16 protein-coding genes and 1 tRNA gene are annotated in these 17823 nt (G+C 64.0%); 7 read left to right on the top strand and 10 right to left on the bottom strand.

Annotated elements, in window-relative coordinates; all coding sequences use genetic code 11:
* Nucleotides 1-104 precede the first annotated feature (104 nt).
* The 3 genes from CQW31_RS17710 to CQW31_RS17700 form a co-directional block, all read right to left on the bottom strand.
* A complete protein-coding gene (locus tag CQW31_RS17710) occupies nucleotides 105-1535 on the bottom strand; it encodes an aldehyde dehydrogenase family protein (protein WP_099815039.1) in 1431 nt (476 codons plus the stop codon).
* Nucleotides 1536-1548: 13 nt separating this feature from the next.
* Nucleotides 1549-3048, bottom strand: a complete 1500-nt coding sequence (locus CQW31_RS17705; protein ID WP_099815038.1) for a cytosine permease — start codon at nucleotides 3046-3048, stop codon at nucleotides 1549-1551.
* Between the two features lie 94 nt (nucleotides 3049-3142).
* Nucleotides 3143-3532 (bottom strand): nuclear transport factor 2 family protein, encoded by a 390-nt coding sequence (locus CQW31_RS17700; RefSeq protein WP_099815037.1) that lies wholly within the window; start codon nucleotides 3530-3532, stop codon nucleotides 3143-3145.
* A 213-nt stretch (nucleotides 3533-3745) separates the two neighbouring features.
* On the opposite strand from CQW31_RS17700, the gene ycaC reads away from it, so the two are divergent.
* From ycaC to CQW31_RS17665, 7 genes are all read left to right on the top strand, one after another.
* The gene (ycaC, locus tag CQW31_RS17695) at nucleotides 3746-4366 is read left to right on the top strand and encodes an isochorismate family cysteine hydrolase YcaC (RefSeq protein ID WP_054887449.1); all 621 of its coding nucleotides are present in this window, start codon (nucleotides 3746-3748) and stop codon (nucleotides 4364-4366) included.
* A gap of 95 nt (nucleotides 4367-4461) precedes the next feature.
* Complete coding sequence (ppk2, locus tag CQW31_RS17690) at nucleotides 4462-5280, top strand: polyphosphate kinase 2 (RefSeq protein WP_054887450.1); 819 nt, start codon at nucleotides 4462-4464, stop codon at nucleotides 5278-5280.
* Between the two features lie 34 nt (nucleotides 5281-5314).
* Nucleotides 5315-6505: a monovalent cation:proton antiporter-2 (CPA2) family protein gene (locus CQW31_RS17685; RefSeq protein ID WP_099815036.1), complete on the top strand. Its 1191-nt coding sequence runs from the start codon at nucleotides 5315-5317 to the stop codon at nucleotides 6503-6505.
* 40 nt (nucleotides 6506-6545) lie between these two features.
* Nucleotides 6546-7643, top strand: a complete 1098-nt coding sequence (locus CQW31_RS17680; protein ID WP_099815035.1) for an AI-2E family transporter — start codon at nucleotides 6546-6548, stop codon at nucleotides 7641-7643.
* A gap of 3 nt (nucleotides 7644-7646) precedes the next feature.
* Complete coding sequence (locus tag CQW31_RS17675) at nucleotides 7647-9161, top strand: efflux transporter outer membrane subunit (RefSeq protein ID WP_099815034.1); 1515 nt, start codon at nucleotides 7647-7649, stop codon at nucleotides 9159-9161.
* Nucleotides 9158-10249 carry an HlyD family secretion protein gene (locus tag CQW31_RS17670; RefSeq protein WP_099815033.1) on the top strand — a complete coding sequence of 364 codons (1092 nt, stop codon included), beginning with the start codon at nucleotides 9158-9160 and terminating at the stop codon, nucleotides 10247-10249. The genes CQW31_RS17675 and CQW31_RS17670 overlap by 4 nt, the downstream gene beginning before the upstream one ends.
* The gene (locus CQW31_RS17665) at nucleotides 10239-11249 is read left to right on the top strand and encodes a DUF2955 domain-containing protein (RefSeq protein ID WP_054887454.1); all 1011 of its coding nucleotides are present in this window, start codon (nucleotides 10239-10241) and stop codon (nucleotides 11247-11249) included. Before CQW31_RS17670 ends, CQW31_RS17665 begins: the two co-directional genes overlap by 11 nt.
* A 117-nt stretch (nucleotides 11250-11366) precedes the next feature.
* Here the strand turns inward: CQW31_RS17665 and CQW31_RS17660 are convergent, their stop codons facing one another.
* The 7 genes from CQW31_RS17660 to ispE all read right to left on the bottom strand — a co-directional run bounded on the left by CQW31_RS17660 (nucleotide 11367) and on the right by ispE (nucleotide 17821).
* On the bottom strand, nucleotides 11367-13088 hold the full coding sequence (locus tag CQW31_RS17660; RefSeq protein ID WP_099815032.1) for a SulP family inorganic anion transporter: 1722 nt from the start codon (nucleotides 13086-13088) through the stop codon (nucleotides 11367-11369).
* 278 nt (nucleotides 13089-13366) lie between these two features.
* The gene (ychF, locus tag CQW31_RS17655) at nucleotides 13367-14467 is read right to left on the bottom strand and encodes a redox-regulated ATPase YchF (RefSeq protein ID WP_054887456.1); all 1101 of its coding nucleotides are present in this window, start codon (nucleotides 14465-14467) and stop codon (nucleotides 13367-13369) included.
* A gap of 22 nt (nucleotides 14468-14489) precedes the next feature.
* Nucleotides 14490-15074 carry an aminoacyl-tRNA hydrolase gene (gene pth, locus CQW31_RS17650; protein WP_009686183.1) on the bottom strand — a complete coding sequence of 195 codons (585 nt, stop codon included), beginning with the start codon at nucleotides 15072-15074 and terminating at the stop codon, nucleotides 14490-14492.
* A gap of 81 nt (nucleotides 15075-15155) precedes the next feature.
* Nucleotides 15156-15755, bottom strand: a complete 600-nt coding sequence (locus tag CQW31_RS17645; RefSeq protein WP_099815031.1) for a 50S ribosomal protein L25/general stress protein Ctc — start codon at nucleotides 15753-15755, stop codon at nucleotides 15156-15158.
* A gap of 120 nt (nucleotides 15756-15875) precedes the next feature.
* Nucleotides 15876-16817: a ribose-phosphate pyrophosphokinase gene (locus CQW31_RS17640; protein ID WP_003247410.1), complete on the bottom strand. Its 942-nt coding sequence runs from the start codon at nucleotides 16815-16817 to the stop codon at nucleotides 15876-15878.
* A gap of 48 nt (nucleotides 16818-16865) precedes the next feature.
* Nucleotides 16866-16940, bottom strand: a tRNA-Gln gene (locus CQW31_RS17635).
* A 20-nt stretch (nucleotides 16941-16960) separates the two neighbouring features.
* Nucleotides 16961-17821, bottom strand: a complete 861-nt coding sequence (ispE, locus tag CQW31_RS17630; RefSeq protein WP_099815030.1) for a 4-(cytidine 5'-diphospho)-2-C-methyl-D-erythritol kinase — start codon at nucleotides 17819-17821, stop codon at nucleotides 16961-16963.
* Nucleotides 17822-17823: the final 2 nt, after the last annotated feature.

Below are 17823 nucleotides of genomic sequence, written 5' to 3'. Positions count from 1 at the left end.
ACTGGCCCGAAACAAATGTGGGAGCGGGCTTGCCCGCGATGCGCCGCGCGGGCGGCGCTCGATTTCACAGGCGCTGAAAATCTTGTGTCAGGCCCTCTAAGCCATCACCCCAAACACCGAGTCACATGCTTCACCGACTGGTACCCCGACAACGCCCAAGGCCCCAGCTCCCGCCCAATCCCGCTGCCCTTGGTGCCGCCCCACGACGTCTCGACGAACACCGCCTGCACCGAGTTGATCCACACATGCCCGACCTCCAGCGCATCGGCCACGCGCTCAGCGCGCTCAAGGTCGGCGGAGCAGACCGTGGCGACCAGCCCGAAGCGGCTGTCGTTGGCCTCGGCAATCGCTTGCTCTTCAGTGGCGAAGCGACGCGCGCACAGCACCGGGCCAAAGATCTCCTCGGTCCACAGGCGGCTGTCCTTCGGCACTTCGGTGTACAGCGTCGGGCTCACGAACCAGCCCTCACGGTCAAGCGCCTGCCCGCCGGCCAGGCACTGCAGGCCTTCCTCACGCGCCGTCGCGAAGTAGCTGGCAACCTTCAGCCACTGCGCCTGGCTGGTCAGCGGCCCCATGTCCACCTCTTCGGTCAGCGGGTTGCCGACCCGCAGCTTTTGCAGTGCTGCCTGCAGGCGCGGCAGCAGTGTGTCGGCAATGCCGTCCTGCACCAGCAGGCGCGAGGTGGCCGAGCACATCTGCCCGGCGTTCCAGGTGATACCGGCAACGATCCACTCCACCGCCTGGTCCGGGTCGCAATCGTCGAACACCACGATCGCCGATTTGCCACCGAGCTCCAGGGTCACTGGCCGGCACTGCGCCGAAGCGCTGCGCATCACCTGGCTGCCGACGCTGTTGCTGCCGGTGAACGACAGCTTGTCGAGGCCGTTGTGGCTGCTCAGCGCAGCGCCAGCCTCGGCCTTGCCGTTGACGATGTTCAGCACCCCGGCCGGCAGGCCCAGGGTGTCGGCGATCTGGCCGTAGGTCTGCTCGATCAGCGGGGTGACTTCCGACGGCTTGAGCACCACGGTGCAACCGGCAGCCAGGGCCGGGGCGAGCTTCCAGGCGCTGGTCACCAGCGGGAAGTTCCACGGCACGATCAGGCCGACCACGCCCACCGGCTCCAGGCGGGTGCGGGCGGTGAAGCCCGCCGCCGCCAATGGCACGTCACGGTTCTTCGAGGGCAGTTGTTCGGCCAAGTCGGCGTAGTAGGCGAAGGTGGCGACCGCATCATCCAGGTCGATTTCGGCCTCGTGTCGCGGCTTGCCGTTGTTGCGCATCTGCAACGTGATCAGTGCTTCGCGGCGATGGCCGAGCTGTTCGGCAAAGCCGCGCAGGAAGGCCGCACGAGTGCTGGCGCTGACCTTTTTCCAGGCAGGCAGGGCGTCACGGGCGGCGGCCACGGCTTGGTCGACCTGGGCCACGCTGGCGGCCATCAGTTCGGCGAAGGGCAAGCCCAGCGCAGGCTCGCTGACGCTGATGCAGTCGTTGCCCTGGCCTTCGACCCAGCGGCCGGCAATGTAGTGGGAAGTGGTCATGGTCGGTGTCCAGTCAGGCCATTTCGGCAGTGGTCACCGGCGTGTGCGGGGCGCTTTTGCAGCGCACCCAGCGCGGGCCGTTGGGGCCATACACGCCAGCAGGTTCAGGGAACAGGTTGAGCAGCAGCAGGTACAGCAGGCCGGCCAGGCCCAGGGTGACCGGCAGGCTCAGGTCGATGCCACCGGCCAGGTCGCCGAGCGGGCCGACGAACTGCCCTGGCAGGTTGACGAAGCACAGGCCGACCACCGCGCTGGGGATCCATGCGCCCATGCCGCGCCAGTTCCAGCCATGCAGGAACCAGTATTGGCCGCCACGCTGGCCGCGGGTAAACACCTGCAGGTCGTCTGCGTGGTAGAAGCCGCGCCGGGTGATCAGGCCGAGGATCATGATCACCATCCATGGGCTGGTGCAGGTGATGATCAGCACGGCGAAGGTCGACACGCTCTGCACCAGGTTGAACGTGAAGCGGCCGATGAAGATGAAACCGATGGCCAGTACACCGATCAACAGGGTGGCGCCGGCGCGGCTGAGCAGGCGCGGGAACACGCTGGACATGTCCAGGCCGGTGCCATACAGCGCGGTGGTGCCGGTGGACATGCCGCCGATCACCGCAATCAGGCACACCGGCAGGAAGAACCAGCTCGGCGCCACGGCCAGCAGGCCGCCGACGTAGTTGTTGGCGGCGATGTAGTCAGGCGCCTGGCTGGCCACCAGGGTGGCAGTGCACAGGCCGAACAGGAAGGGGATCAGCGTTGCCACCTGGGCGGCGATCACGGCCAGCATGATGCGGGATTTTGGCGTCTGTCGCGGGATGTAGCGCGACCAGTCACCGAGGAAGGCTCCGAACGACACCGGGTTGCTCATGGCCAGGATCGCCGCGCCGACGAATGCCGCCCAAAAGCCCGGCTGGCTGAGGTTGACGCTACCGGCGAAGCCCGCATCGAACGGCCCGGCGAAGGCGAAGATGCCCAGCAGGAACAGCAGGCTCGAAGCCCACACGGCAATCTTGTTGACCCACAGCATGAAGCGGAAGCCAAAGATGCACACCACCAGCACCAGCACCGCGAACAGGCCATAGGCCAGGCCCAGGGTCAGGTCGGTCTCCGGCAGCCCGGCCAGGCGCTTGGCGCCGCCAACCAAGGCATCACCCGAGCTCCACACCGACAGCGAAAAGAACGCCACTGCGGTGAGCAGTGACAGGAACGAGCCGACGATGCGCCCGTGCACGCCAAAGTGCGCGCCCGACGACACCGCGTTGTTGGTACCGTTGAGGGCACCGAACAGGCCCATCGGCGCGAGGATCAGCGCGCCCACGCCGACGCCCAGCAGGATCGCCCAGACGCCGGCCTGGAACGATAGCCCGAACAGCACCGGGAAGCTGCCCAGTACGGCAGTCGCGAATGTATTGGCACCGCCGAAGATCAGGCGGAACAGGTCCAGCGGGGAGGCGTCGCGTTGATCGTCGGGGAACTGCTCGACGCCATTGGTCTCGATACCGGTCGAGTGGCTCATGGTGATGCTCCAGCGCGGTAGTTGTAGGCCCATCGCGGTGCGCGGGCCCTCTTGTGGGTGCGATGGCAGTGCGGCAAGGCCGCGTAAGTGCGGATCAGGAGGCGGTGACGACCGACAGGTGTTCGTGGCACGCCAGCCATTGCTCGCCGTGACGGCGGAAGACGATGGTCTCGCGTTCGGCCAGCTGGTGCTCCTCACCGGCAAGGCGGATGTGAGTGGCCACGTCATGCATGAAGATTGCCACGTCGCCTTGCAGGCTCACTTGCACGTTGCGTGACTCACAGCCGAGCACGGCAAAGCCCTCGGCCTGCCACTGGGCCCAGAGGGCTTCATAGGCACGACGTGACAGCAGCGGTTGCGGCAAGGTGTGGAAGAGGAAGCTGGCGTCTTCGCTGAAACAGGCGAAGTAGCGAGCGGTGTTGTTGCTGGCAAAGGCCGCGACGAGGTCGGCGGCAGCTTGCCGTACCTGGAGTGTCTGGTCCACGGGAGTGGCCTCACGGTTATTGTGATTGTGGTGAAGCGATTCTGGTGGGGGCGGCTGAGGAGAAAAATCGCGGCGGAGAAATAATCAGTTCAGGAATTTGTGAAGTGATGGCTACCGATCAAGTAGCCCCCAAGCGAACCGACTGACGGTCCCTCCTGCCCCCCATCCTTGCCTACGCTGAAACTCCAAACCTACGATGCAAGGAGTTCCGTCATGGCCTTCCAATACAAGCGTCTGGACAAGAACAACGCCGCCGTCCTGCTGGTCGATCACCAGGCAGGCCTGCTTTCACTGGTGCGCGACATCGAGCCCGACCGCTTCAAGAACAACGTGCTGGCCCTCGCCGACCTGGCCAGGTACTTCAAGCTGCCGACCATTCTCACCACCAGCTTCGAAACCGGCCCCAATGGCCCGCTGGTGCCCGAACTCAAGGAGCAGTTCCCCGACGCCCCTTATATCGCCCGCCCCGGCAACATCAACGCCTGGGACAACGAAGACTTCGTCAAGGCCGTGAAAGCCACCGGCAAGAAGCAGCTGCTGATCGCCGGGGTGGTCACCGAGGTCTGCGTGGCTTTCCCGGCATTGTCGGCGCTGGAGGAGGGCTTCGAGGTGTTCGTGGTCACCGATGCCTCCGGTACCTTCAACGAGCTGACCCGAGATTCGGCCTGGCGGCGCATGGAGGCAGCCGGTGCCCAGCTGATGACCTGGTTCGGCGTCGCCTGCGAGCTGCACCGTGACTGGCGCAACGATATCGAAGGCCTGGGCACATTGTTCTCCAACCACATCCCGGACTATCGCAACCTGATGACCAGCTACAACAAGCTGGCGAAATAAGGGCTGCTCAGGCGCCGCCTGTTGCCTGACAAGCGAAGCGGAAAAGTGCCATGAATCGACCATACTGACTCTTCATTCGCCCTCAGGAGAGCGCCATGGCCAAACCGTCCAGGAAGAAAGATTCGAACGAGCAGCCAGAAAAACTGGGCGGCAAAGCGTATGAGCAAGCGCTCAGGAAGCTTCACGTGGAGCTGGTGAAACTGCAGGAATGGGTGGTGGCCAAGGGCTTGAAGGTATGCATCGTGTTCGAGGGCCGTGATGGTGCCGGCAAAGGCGGCACCATCAAGGCCATCACCGAACGGGTCAGCCCGCGGGTGTTCCGCGTGGTGGCGTTACCGGCACCGACCGAGCGGGAAAAGACCCAGATGTACGTGCAGCGCTACCTGCGCCACCTGCCGGCCGCCGGCGAAGTGGTGATTTTCGACCGCAGCTGGTACAACCGCGCCGGTGTCGAACGGGTAATGGGATTCTGCAGCGAAGAGCAGAGCACCAAGTTCCTCACCGTGGTGCCGCTGTTCGAGAAGTTGATGGTCGAATCGGGGATCATCCTCATCAAGTACTGGCTCGAAGTCAGCGCCGAAGAGCAGACCAGGCGCCTGCAGGACCGTATCAATGACGGGCGCAAGCTGTGGAAGCTGTCGCCCATGGACCTCAAGTCGTACACCCGCTGGGACGACTACACCCGGGCACGCGACGACATGTTCGCGGCTTCCGATTCATCCTGGGCGCCGTGGTTCATGGCGTATTCCAACGACAAGCGGCGTGCCCGGCTGAACATCATCAGCCACCTGCTGACGCGCATCCCCTACAAGGACATCACCCGCGATGAGGTGGTGAAGCTGCCCAAGCGCGGCAAGATCGGCAAATACAAGGCCGTGCCCTATCCCTTCAAGGTGGTCGAAGAACATTTCTGATCTCTTCCAAAGGGGCTAGCAAGAGTGCGAATCCATGCCACATGACGGCAGCCTGCTGCAGGCGACGGTAGTGTTTCTTCTGGCCGTGGTGCTGCTGGTACCACTGGCGCAGCGTTTGAAGATGGGGGCGGTGCCCGGCTATCTGCTGGCCGGCATCCTGATCGGGCCTTCAGTGCTGGGCCTGCTGGGCAACCCCGACAACGTTGCCCGCCTGTCGGAGATGGGCGTGGTGATGCTGCTGTTCGTCATTGGTCTGGAGCTGTCGCCGCGCCGCCTGTGGACCATGCGCAAGGCATTGTTCGGCATCGGCTCGCTGCAAGTGGGTTTGACGGCGGTGGTGCTCGGCCTGCTGGCGTATTTCCTGTTTGGCCAATCGAAGGCGGCGGCGGTCGTGCTCGGTCTGGGGCTGGCGCTGTCGTCGACGGCGTTTGGCCTGCAGGTGCTGGCCGAGCGCAAGGACCTGGGCAAGCCGCACGGTCGCCTGGCCGTCGCGATCCTGCTGTTCCAGGACATTGCTGCCATTCCGCTGATTGCCGTGGTGCCTTTGCTCGGTGGTGATGTCAGCACTGCCGACGAAGGTTCTTGGCCGCTGCTGGCCGTGGCGGCCGGCATTGGCGTGCTGATCGTCTTCGGCCGCTATCTGTTGAGCCCCGTCTTCAGATGGACGGTCGGTTCCGGCTTGCCCGAACTGTCTACCGCCACCGCGTTGCTGGTGGTGCTGGGCACGGCCTGGTTGATGGAGCACGTAGGGGTGTCCATGGCCCTGGGGGCTTTCCTGGCCGGCGTGATCATGGCCGAGTCGCCCTTTCGCCACGAATTGGAAACCCAGATCGAGCCGCTCAAGGGCCTGCTGCTGGGGCTGTTCTTCGTCGGCGTCGGCATGAGCGCCGACTTGCGCCTGCTGTTCGGCATGCCCCTGATCGTCCTGGGGCTGACGCTGCTGCTGGTGGTGGTCAAGTTGCCCCTGCTGCTCGTCCTCGGGCAAACGGCGGGCGGCCTCAACCGCGCCGAGGCGTTGTGCCTGGCGATCGTGCTGGCGTCTGGCGGTGAGTTTGCCTTCGTGGTGTTCAAGCTGGCGCTGGAGCATCAAGTACTGACACAACAGGTACACGACTTGCTGGTGCTTGCCATCACCATGTCGATGGCGGTGGTGCCCCTGGTGATGATGGCTCTGGCGCGGCGGTTGCCTGACAGAGACTGCCCGGTCGGCGAGACGAGCCACTGAATCGCGCCTCGCGGGCGCACCTACTGTCCGGAGGTGAAACATGCAGCCGAGTCTGAAGCTGGACAGCGCCCTGTCGCGGGGCCTGCTCGACGTGCTGATCAAGGCGGGCCTGGTGGCCGCCCTGGTGATGTTCTCCTTCCAGGTTTTCCAGCCGTTCCTGGAACTGATGCTGTGGTCGGTGATTCTGGCGGTCACGCTGTATCCGTTGTACTTGCGAATCAGGCGCGGCACCGGCATCAAGGATGGCTACGTGGCAACGCTGGTGGTGTTGCTGGTGCTGATCGTGCTGCTGGTCCCGATCTACCTGGTGGTGATGTCCATCGGCGATTCGGTGGACAGCCTGGTGACCCTGCTCAAGAGTGGTACCTGGAGCGTGCCGGCCCCGCCCGAGTCGGTAGCGACCTGGCCGCTGATCGGGCCCAGGCTGTATGCACTGTGGCTGTCGGCGTCGCAAAACATGGCCAGCGTGCTCAACCAGTGGATGCCACAGCTCAAGGGTGCCGGGCTTACAGTGCTGGGCGCCGCGGCCAGTGTCGGTGGTGCATTTTTGCTGTTCGTCGGTGCGATCATCATTTCTGGCGTGATCATGGCCTTTGGCGAGCGCGGTGAAGTCGCCTCGCAGCGCATCGCCATGCGGGTATCCGGCGAGGAGCGCGGCAAGCCGCTGGCCCAGCTGTGCACCGCGACCATTCGTGCCGTGGCCCAGGGCGTGATCGGCATCGCCTTCATCCAGATGTTGCTGATTGGCGTCGGTTTCGTGGTCAAGGGTGTGCCTGGGGCGGGCATGCTGGCGATCGTCATCCTCATGCTGGGGATTGCCCAGGCACCCGCAACGCTGGTCACGGTGCCGGTGATCATCTATGTGTTCAACGTCGAGGGTTTCACTGCCGCGACCATCATCTTCGCCGTCTATACCTTCGTCGCCGGGCTTGCCGACAACGTGCTCAAACCGTTGCTGCTCGGGCGCGGTGTGGACGTGCCGATGCCGGTGGTGCTGATCGGTGCCCTTGGCGGCATGGTGGTCAAGGGCATCATCGGCCTGTTCATCGGCCCGGTGATCCTCGGCGTGACCTATGTACTGTTCTGGCAATGGGTGGCGCTGCAGGTGCCGGAGCAACCGACCCCGCCTGTGGCCTGAGCCATGCCCAAGCGCTGCTATGGCCTGGGGCTGCTGATGATTCTGGCCGGCTGTACCCAGGTCGGCCCGGACTTCGAAAAGCCCCAGGACCCATGGCTGGACAGCTGGAGCACGCCCCTGCTGGAGCAGGCCGGGCGCTTTGCGCCAGCACCGGACCTGCGCCAGTGGTGGCGGGTGTTCGCCGACCCTACACTCGAAGGGCTGATCGCCGAAGCCGATGCCAACAATACCAACCTGCGAGTGGCTGGCTTGCGCATTGCCGAGGCGCGGGCGCAGCTGGCCATCGTGCAGACCGGGCGTTATCCACAGCTGCAGCAATTGAACGCGCAGAGCCTGTACCTGAAGCAAGACCAGTCCGGCACCTCCACCGCCCGTGACTCGGTGTTCTGGCAGTCCAGCGTGGGCTTCGACATCGGCTGGGAGATCGACTTCTGGGGCCGTTTCAGCCGCGCCATCGAGAGTGCCGATGCGGTCTACTTCGCCTCCCAGGCCAACTACGCCGATGCCATGCTGCTGATGCGGGCGCAGGTAGCCGACACCTACTTTGCCCTGCGTACCGCCGAGGCGCGGCTGGATATTGCTCAGGAAAACGCCAAACGCCAAGAGCGCAGCCTGCAGATCACCGAACGGCTGTTTCGCCACGGCGAGAACGACGAACTCGACTGGCAGCAGGCGCGTACCCAGTACCTGGCGACCCTGGCCACCATTCCCGAGTTCGAGAACCAGCTCAACGCCTTGCGCAACGTGCTCTGTTCGCTGCTCGGCCGGCCACCGGGGCCGCTGCCCGAGCTGCAGGCGCGCCACGGGCAGTTGCCGCTGCCGGACCGCGCGGTGCTGCAGGACGTGCCGGCCAGCCTGCTGCAGCGGCGCCCGGACATCCGCGTCGCTGAACAGGCAGTGGCGGCGCAATCGGCGCTGGTGGGCGTGGCCGAAGCAGACCTTTATCCACAGCTGAGCCTGCTGGGCAGCATTGGCTGGACCTTCCTGTCGACCAGCCGCCTGCCCAACACTTTCGACCTGGCGGCGGGGCCGAGCCTGATCTGGAACCCGTTCGACTACGGCCGGCGCAAGAATGCCGTGCGGGTCGAAGACGCCCGCCTGCAGCAATTGATCGAGCTGTATCACCAGAGCGTGCGCGAAGCGGCGCACGAGGCCGACGATGCTGCCAGCGGCCTGGTGCGCTCGCTGCAAAGCGCCAGCATTCGCCAGGATGCCTCGCAGGCCGCCCAGCGTTCGCTGACCCTGGCCAGTTCGCAGTACCAGGAAGGCTTTGCCGACTTCCAGCGCGTGCTCGACGCCCAGCAGCTGTTGTTGCAGCAGCAGGACGGCTACCTGGTCAGCCGTGGCAATGCGGTGAGCAGCCTGGTGAGTTTGTACAAGGCACTGGGCGGCGGCTGGGACAACAACCGCAAACCGATCGACCCTGTTACCCGCCAGAAGATGCAAAACCGTACCGATTGGGGCGACCTGCTCGACGAGCCGGCCCCCGCCGACCCCGCACAAGGTGAGCCGAAATGAGTGATTCTGCGCAGAAGCCGCCAGCCCCCGATCGCGGCATGCGCTGGGTGTTGATCCTGATCGCTGTCAGCCTGGTCTGGTACCTGCTGGCCGACCGTTTCACCCCCTACACCCAACAAGCCCGGCTGCAGGCCTACGTGGTACCGGTGGCCGCCGAAGTGGCCGGGCAGATCAAGCGCGTGGCGGTGGGCAACAACCAGGAAGTGCGCCAGGGCGATGTGCTGTTCGAACTCGACCAGGAACAGTACCGCATCGCCCTGGCCCGCGCTGAAGCCGACCTGGACACCGTGCGCCGGCAGATCGGCGCCAGTACCGCCGGCATCGACTCGGCCCAGGCCGCGCTGGTGGCGGCACAGGCCAACGAACGCAAGGCGCGCCAGGATGCCGAGCGGCTCAAGCGCTTGATCGATGAAGACCCGGGCACGGTATCGGTGCGTCGTCTGGAAGGTGCGCAGGCCACCCGTGACCAGGCCATCAGCCAGGTGGCAGCCGCCCGCGCCGAGGTCGAACGGGCCCGCGAGCAGCAGGGCGGGGCCGACGCCGATAACGCTCAACTGCGCAGCGCCGCGGCCAACGTGGAAAAGGCGCGCCTGGACCTGGCCCGCACCGTGGTGCGCGCCGACGCCAACGGTTTGATTACCGACCTGCGCACCGACGTGGGCCACTACGTGGGTGCTGGCAGCCCGATGATGACCCTGATCACCATCCACGACGTGTGGATCAGTGCCGACATGACCGAGAACAACCTCGGTCGCCTGCGCCCCGGCGCGCCGGTGCTGGTGGTACTCGATGCCTTGCCCGGCACCGTGCTGAAGGGGCAGATCCGCAGCATCGGCTATGGCGTGAGCGTCGGCCAGCCTGCGCCCCCTGGGGCCTTGCCAACAGTGCAGAACAGCCGCGACTGGCTGCGTTCGGCGCAGCGCTTCCCGGTGATCGTCGAACTCGACCGTGATCAGCTCAAAGACAAGTCCGGATTGCGTGTGGGTGGCCAGGCCGAAGTCATGGCCCTGCCCAGCGAAGGCAACCCGCTGAACCTGCTGGGTCGCGTGTTCATGTGGCTGATGAGCTGGCTGTCGTATGCCTATTGAGCTGCGCCGCCTGCGCGCGCTGCGCCTGGCCTGGGGAGTGGCGCTGTGCCTGGCGACCAGCTTTGGCCTGGGCCTGCCGGTGCCGATCCTGGCGCCGGTGTTTGCGGTGCTGTTGCTGGCCATGCGCAGCGAGCCGCTGCCGTTCAAGGCGGCGCCGGCACTGGCGATCCTGGTATTGCTCAGTTGCGGCAGCGGCCTGTTGCTGATTCCGCTGTTGCGCCATGCTCCGGTGAGCGGGGTGCTGCTGGTCGGCGTGGGGGTGTTCCTGGTCTTGCGCTACGCGCTCAAGGGCGGCAATGGCCTGCTGGCCAACCTGCTGGTGATCGGCCTGACCATGATCGCGGCGGCTGGCACCAGCGATTTTACCTTGGCGCTGTCGGTGGTCGAGGCGTTGGCCAAGGGCATGCTATTGGCGGTGTTGGGGAGCGCGTTGGCCCATGTGCTGTTTCCCGAGCCGCCCGGCGCGCCTGTGCAGCCGTCGCCGCCCTTGCTGGACAGCGCGGATGTCGGCTGGGTTGCCCTGCGCGCCACGCTTATCGTGATGCCGGCGTTTCTGCTGGCGTTGATCGCCCCGGATCAGTTCATGCCGCTGATCATGAAGGCGGTGAGCCTGGGGCAGCAGGCCGGGGAGACGCGGGCGCGGCATGCCAGCCGCGAGCTGATCGGCTCGACCTTGCTGGCTGGGCTACTGGCAATGCTGGTGTGGGGCGCGTTGAGCCTGTTCGTTCACCTGTGGATGTTCTTTCTATGGGTGCTGCTGTTCGTCCTCTGGCAGGCGCGCAGGCTTTACCGTGCGGTGCAGACCCGGCAGAGCCCGGCGTACTGGGTGAGCTGCCTGACGACCATGCTGATCCTGCTCGGGCAGTCGGTGCAGGACAGTGCTGGCGGGCAGGATGTGTACAAGGCGTTTGCCGTGCGCATGGCGCTGTTCGTGGCGGTGTCGCTGTATGCCAGTGCCATGCTGATCTGGATCGACCGGCGCCGGGTTCGGGCTGCCTAGCCCCCCTGCACCGGCCTATTCGCGGGCACGCCCGCTCCCACAGGTACAGCGTCGCTGATGGGATCACACACACCCTGTGGGAGCGGGCAAGCCCGCGAAGAGGCCGGTACAGGCTACTCAGGGCTTCCAATCAATCCCGGTATCTGCCAGGTAGGCATCCACCGCCGCCCCGACCGTAGGGTGAAACGCCCGCTCCCCCATATGCTCGAACAACTCGAAGCGCTTCATCTTGTCTTTCACCGGGTCTTTCATCTCGGCAAACTGCAGCTCCACCCCCCGAGCTTCCAGCGCCCGATCCAGCTCGGCGAGCATGTCTGCCGAAGTGATATCGATGCTGGTCACAGGTTCCGCTGCAATCACCAGCCGCTGCACCGGAGTCGGCGATTCGTCCACCGCCGCCAGCACCGTACCCTGGAACTGCTCGGCGTTGGCGAAGAACAGCGGCGCATCCCAGCGCAGCAGCACCAGCCCGGGAATCCGCCGGGCCTGTGGATAACGTTTCACGTCGTGGTAGCCGCGGGTGCCATCGACCCGCCCGAGCACGGCGAAATGCGGCCTCCAGCCGTCCCACAGGAATTCGATCACCGAGATCGCCACGGCAATGCAGATACCCGGGATGGCACCGAACACCGCGACGCCGACGAAGCAGGTGAACGACAGCCAGAACTCCCATTGCTGCATACGGAAGATGCGCTTGAGGTCGGCGAACTCGAACAGCCCCAAAGCGGCGGCGATGACCACGGCAGCCAAGGCGCTGTTGGGCAGGTGCTGCATCAGGTTGGGGGCGACCAGCAGCAACAGGGTTACCGCCAGCGCGCCGATGATGCCGGTCAGCTGGGTTTTCGAGCCCGCTGCCTCGGCCACCGGGGTACGTGACGAGCTGCTGCTGATGGGGATGCCCTGGAACAGGCCGGAGGCCAGGTTGGCAACGCCCAGGCCGAACATCTCCTGGTTGGGGTTGACCGGTGTCTTGAGCCGCGCGGCATAGGAGCGCGACAGCACGCTGGTGTCGGCAAACGACACCAGGGCAACGGCAATCCCGCCCAGCACCACTTCGACCAGGTCGATGTCGTTTACCCATGGGAAGACGAAGCTGGGCAGACCCTGTGGCAACTGGCCGAGTACCTTGACGCCCATCTGGTCGAGGTTGAACAGGCTCACGGCCAGGGTCGCCAGCACCACGGCGATCAGGATTCCAGGGATGCGCTTGAAGGGTTTGAGCAGGAGGATCAGTACCAGGCTGCCGGCGCCGACGATGAAGCTTGGCCAGTGTCCCTGGCCGGCTAACAGTGCCTGGCCAAGGTGCCAGAGGTCGCGCAAGGGCCCCTCGCTATCGACTTTGATACCGAACAGCTTGGGTAGCTGGCTGATCAGCACGGTGAGGGCGATACCGTTCATGTAGCCGTAGCGGATCGGCTTGGACAGCAGCTCGGTGATGAAGCCCAGGCGCAGCAGCCCGGCGATCATGCAGAAGGCGCCGGCCACCAGGGCCATCAGGCTGGCGATGGCGATGGCGCGCTGCGGGTCGCTGGCGGCGTACTGCACCACCACCGCCAGGATTGGTGCGGCCAGTGCCGAGTCCGGGCCGAGCACCAGGATGCGGCTGGGGCCGAACAGGGCGTAGGCCAGCAGCGGGATGATGGTGGCGTACAAGCCGTAGATGCCCGGTACCCCGGAAGCTTCGGCGTAGGCGATGCCGACCGGCACCAGCATGGTGGTCAGCACCAGGCCGGCGGCGATGTCCTTGGGCAGCCAGGCGGGCTGGTAGTGCAGCAGGGTGGCCAGGCCGGGGAGCCAGCGCTGCCAGTCGAAGCCCGAGCGGGGAGGCGTTTCATGCATGGTCGAGGCTCCTGGGAGGAGGGCGCATGAAGCGCTAGGTGGTCCTTTAGATACTCTGCTTAGATGCAGAAAGTTGGGGCCGCTCTGCGGCCCTTTCGCGACACAAGGCCGCTCCTACAAGTACAGCGCAATTATCCAGATTTCGCTGTATCTGTAGGAGCGGCCTTGTGTCGCGAAAGGGCTGCAAAGCAGCCCCGGCAATCGTGCAGGAGAAGCTCAAAGACAAAACCCCTTGAAACCATGGGCCTCAAGGGGTTTTCAGTGCTGCAGACTGCCGTTTAGACGTTGAAGCGGAAGTGCATCACGTCGCCGTCTTTGACGATGTAGTCCTTGCCTTCCAGGCGCCATTTACCGGCTTCCTTGGCACCGCTTTCACCCTTGAACTGGATGAAGTCGTCATAGGCGACCACTTCGGCGCGGATGAAGCCTTTTTCGAAGTCGGTGTGGATCACGCCAGCGGCCTGCGGGGCGGTGGCGCCGACGCGTACGGTCCAGGCGCGCACTTCCTGCACGCCGGCAGTGAAGTAGGTCTGCAGGTTGAGCAGCTCGTAACCGGCGCGGATCACGCGGTTCAGGCCAGGCTCTTCCAGGCCCAGGGCCTCGAGGAACATGTCTTTCTCTTCGCCGTCTTCCAGCTCGGCGATTTCCGCCTCGATCTTGTTGCACACCGGCACCACGACCGCGCCTTCTTCCTCGGCGATGGCCTTGACCACGTCCAGGTGCGGGTTGTTGTCGAAGCCGTCTTCGGCGACGTTGGCGATGTACATCACCGGCTTGCTGGTCAGCAGGTGGAAGCCACGGATCATGGCCTTCTCGTCGTCAGCCATGTGCTTCATCAGGCTGCGCGCTGGCTTGCCTTCGGTGAAGTGCGGGATCAGCTTCTCCAGGATCGCCTTTTGCGCCAGGGCGTCCTTGTCGCCGCCCTTGGCGTTGCGAGCAACTTTCTGCAGTTGCTTCTCGCAGCTGTCGAGGTCGGCGAAGATCAGTTCGAGGTCAATGATCTCGATGTCGCGCTTGGGGTCGACGCTGTTGGAAACGTGGATCACGTTCTCGTCTTCGAAGCAGCGCACCACGTGGGCGATGGCGTCGGTCTCGCGGATGTTGGCGAGGAACTTGTTGCCCAGGCCTTCACCTTTCGACGCACCGGCCACCAGGCCTGCAATGTCGACGAACTCCATGGTGGTCGGCAGGATGCGGTTAGGCTTGACGATTTCCGCCAGCGCCGCCAGGCGCGCATCGGGCATCGGCACGATGCCGCTGTTCGGCTCGATGGTGCAGAAAGGGAAGTTCTCCGCCGCGATGCCAGACTTGGTCAGGGCGTTGAACAGGGTGGACTTGCCGACGTTGGGCAGGCCGACGATGCCGCAATTGAAACCCATGGGTATTCCCCTCTCTAGGAAATCAGGCCTTCTGGCTGTGCAGCTCGCGCATGGCCTTGGCGAAGTCGCCAGCCAGCACGTCCGGCAGCACGCCGAGGGCAAAATCGATGCTGGCGTCGAGCTTCTCCTGCTCGGCGCGCGGCGCGCGGCCCAGGACGAAGTTGGAGACCAGTTTGGCGTCGCCCGGGTGGCCAATGCCAAGCCGCAGGCGGTGGAAGTCGTTCTGGTTGCCGAGCTGCGCGATGATGTCGCGCAGGCCGTTGTGGCCCCCATGGCCGCCGCCGCGCTTGAGCTTGGCAACGCCCGGAGGCAGGTCGAGTTCGTCGTGTGCCACCAGGATCGCTTCCGGCTTGATGCGGAAGAAATTGGCCAATGCCGCCACGGCCTGGCCGCTACGGTTCATGTAGGTGGTGGGGATCAACAGACGAACGTCGTTGCCCTGATGGCTGAATTTAGCCGTCAGGCCGAAATATTTTTTGTCAGCGGTCAGCGATACACGCTGGGCGCTGGCAATGCGTTCAACGAAAAGAGCCCCTGCGTTATGCCGGGTCTGTTCGTATTCGGGGCCGGGGTTACCCAGGCCAACGATCAACTGGATGGCGGTCACGTCAGGGGCTCTTCCTTGGAGTTGGTGGGTTACAGGGCGCGGGGCGCACTGTAACCCGATCAACACCGGCGTGCGAGTGGATTACTCGGCAGCGCCTTCTTCAGCAGCTTCGGCGGAAACGCGCGGAGCGTGAACGTTGGCAACAGCTTTGTCATCACCGTGGGCCAGAGCAACGAACTCTACGCCTTTCGGAGCTTTCAGGTCCGACAGGTGGATGATGGTGCCGATTTCGGCGTTGGCCAGGTCGACTTCGATGAACTCTGGCAGGTCTTTGGCTTCGCAGGAAACTTCGATCTGCGATTCGACGTGCGAGATCTCGCCGCCTTTCTTGACCGGTGCTTCTTCGTTGATGAAGTGCACTGGAACAACAGCGGTCAGCTTCTGGCCGGCAACGACGCGAACGAAGTCGGCGTGCATGATGAAGCCTTTGGCTGGGTGGCGCTGCATGGCCTTGACGATGACGTTCTGCTTGGCGCCGTCGACGTTCAGTTCGATAACGTGGCTGAAGGCAGCTTCGTTTTCGAACAGCTTGGCGATTTCCTTGGCCACGATGGTCAGGGATTGAGCTTCTTTATCGCCACCGTATACAACGGCAGGGATGCTGGCGGAGTGACGCAGGCGGCGGCTCGCACCTTTCCCCAGGTCAGTACGCGCTTGGGCGTTCAGGATGAAATCAGTCATTTTGCTTCTCCAAAATAGCCTCCCGAATGGCGTTTGCGACCAGCGCCAGACGGGGATGGCAAAAAAGCCCCGCCCCAACACATGCTGGGGCGGGGCGCTTCACATCAACACGCGTTCCGCTTAGCGGAACATCGCGCTGATCGATTCTTCGTTGCTGATGCGACGGACCGCTTCAGCGACAACCGGTGCGATATCCAGCTGGCGGATACGGTCACAGGCTTGAGCAGCGGCAGACAGCGGAACGGTGTTGGTCACCACCAGCTCGTCCAGTACCGACTTCTCGATGTTCTCGATCGCGCGGCCCGACAGGACAGGGTGCGTGCAGTAGGCGTAAACCTTGGCAGCGCCGTGCTCTTTCAGGGCTTTGGCCGCGTGGCACAGGGTGCCGGCGGTGTCGACCATGTCGTCTACCAGGATGCAGGTGCGCCCTTCGACGTCGCCGATGATGTGCATGACCTCGGAGTGGTTAGCCTTTTCACGGCGTTTGTCGATGATACCGAGGTCGACGCCCAGGGACTTGGCAACGGCGCGTGCGCGCACAACGCCACCGATGTCCGGGGAAACGATCATCAGGTTCTCGAAACGCTGGTCTTCGATGTCGTCGACCAGTACGGGCGAGCCGTAGATGTTGTCGACCGGGATATCGAAGAAGCCTTGGATCTGGTCAGCGTGCAGGTCGACGGTGAGAACACGGTCGATACCCACGACAGTAAGCATGTCAGCAACGACTTTGGCGCTGATGGCTACACGTGCCGAACGCGGACGGCGGTCCTGGCGGGCATATCCGAAGTACGGAATCACGGCGGTGATTCGGGATGCTGAGGAGCGGCGGAAGGCGTCGGCCATCACTACCAGTTCCATCAGGTTATCGTTGGTCGGGGCACAGGTCGGCTGAATAATGAAGACGTCTTTACCGCGGACATTTTCATTGATCTCAGTGCTGATCTCACCGTCGGAGAATTTACCGACAGAGACGTCACCGAGAGGGATATGCAGCTGACGTACGACACGCCGAGCCAGATCGGGGTTAGCGTTCCCCGTAAAGACCATCATCTTGGACACGCGCAGTACCTGAAGGCTGAGGGTATACCTGGATGAGTATAAGGAAAATGGCAGGGGCGGCTGGATTCGAACCAACGCATGGCAGGATCAAAACCTGCTGCCTTACCGCTTGGCGACGCCCCTGTATCTGTTGCTGCGAACGCTTATGCGCTCGACTTCTTGACCAGACTTTGCAGCTTGCGATGCAACATCGAAATATTGCTTCCTTTCGCCACAAACCCTGTTTGGGTCGCTGAAAGAAGGGCCAGAACTTTATCAGCTTCGGCTTTGCTTGGGAAGGCCCCAAACACACAACTTCCAGTGCCGGTTAGTCGAGCCTCTGTGAATTTACCCAGTGAATTCAGCGCGTTGCGAACTTCCGGATAATTCTGCTCTACCACCGGTTGGCAGTCATTTCGACTGTTTCCCTTGGGAACGGGGCGCATCTTAAGGGGGAGGGAATCACGTGTCAACTGTGGATGTGAAAAAATTTCTACTGTGCTGACAGACACTTGCGGCACCAGGACGACATACCACGGCTCTTCCGGGTCGACCGGGGTCAGTTGCTCACCGACGCCCTGGGCAAAGGCGGCATGGCCACGGACGAACACCGGCACATCGGCGCCCAGGCTCAAGCCCAGCGCGGCCAGGCGGTCTTCGTCCCAGTCCAGCTGCCACAGGTGGGCCAGCGCCAGCAGCGTGGTCGCCGCATCCGAGCTGCCGCCGCCGATACCGCCGCCCATGGGCAGTACCTTGGTCAGCCAGATATCGGCACCCAGCCGGGTGCCGGACTGTTCCTGCAATGTACGCGCGGCGCGCACGATCAGGTTGCTGTCGTGGGGCACGCCTTCGATTTCGGTATGCAGGCGGATCACGCCGTCTTCGCGCAGGGCGAAGCTCAGCTCGTCGCCATGGTCGAGAAACTGGAACACGGTTTCCAGCTCGTGGTAACCGTCGGCGCGGCGACCGATGATGTGCAGCCACAGGTTGAGCTTGGCCGGGGCGGGCAGGGTGAGCGTGTGCATGG

This window comes from Pseudomonas sp. 382, assembly GCF_002759075.1.
GTDB lineage: Bacteria > Pseudomonadota > Gammaproteobacteria > Pseudomonadales > Pseudomonadaceae > Aquipseudomonas > Aquipseudomonas vlassakiae.
Note: the sequence above shows the minus strand (reverse complement) of the source record. Positions and strands in the feature narration are given on the sequence as shown.

Excerpts from the sequence above, each read along its gene's own strand:
- CQW31_RS17670 (WP_099815033.1), top strand. The coding sequence starts at position 9,158 with ATGAGTGATTCTGCGCAGAAGCCGCCAGCCCCCGATCGCGGCATGCGC.
- ychF (WP_054887456.1), bottom strand. The coding sequence starts at position 14,467 with ATGGGTTTCAATTGCGGCATCGTCGGCCTGCCCAACGTCGGCAAGTCC.
- CQW31_RS17660 (WP_099815032.1), bottom strand. The coding sequence starts at position 13,088 with ATGCATGAAACGCCTCCCCGCTCGGGCTTCGACTGGCAGCGCTGGCTC.
- ispE (WP_099815030.1), bottom strand. The coding sequence starts at position 17,821 with ATGCACACGCTCACCCTGCCCGCCCCGGCCAAGCTCAACCTGTGGCTG.
- CQW31_RS17710 (WP_099815039.1), bottom strand. The coding sequence starts at position 1,535 with ATGACCACTTCCCACTACATTGCCGGCCGCTGGGTCGAAGGCCAGGGC.
- ycaC (WP_054887449.1), top strand. The coding sequence starts at position 3,746 with ATGGCCTTCCAATACAAGCGTCTGGACAAGAACAACGCCGCCGTCCTG.
- CQW31_RS17675 (WP_099815034.1), top strand. The coding sequence starts at position 7,647 with ATGCCCAAGCGCTGCTATGGCCTGGGGCTGCTGATGATTCTGGCCGGC.
- CQW31_RS17665 (WP_054887454.1), top strand. The coding sequence starts at position 10,239 with ATGCCTATTGAGCTGCGCCGCCTGCGCGCGCTGCGCCTGGCCTGGGGA.
- ppk2 (WP_054887450.1), top strand. The coding sequence starts at position 4,462 with ATGGCCAAACCGTCCAGGAAGAAAGATTCGAACGAGCAGCCAGAAAAA.
- CQW31_RS17685 (WP_099815036.1), top strand. The coding sequence starts at position 5,315 with ATGCCACATGACGGCAGCCTGCTGCAGGCGACGGTAGTGTTTCTTCTG.
- CQW31_RS17680 (WP_099815035.1), top strand. The coding sequence starts at position 6,546 with ATGCAGCCGAGTCTGAAGCTGGACAGCGCCCTGTCGCGGGGCCTGCTC.
- CQW31_RS17705 (WP_099815038.1), bottom strand. The coding sequence starts at position 3,048 with ATGAGCCACTCGACCGGTATCGAGACCAATGGCGTCGAGCAGTTCCCC.
- CQW31_RS17645 (WP_099815031.1), bottom strand. The coding sequence starts at position 15,755 with ATGACTGATTTCATCCTGAACGCCCAAGCGCGTACTGACCTGGGGAAA.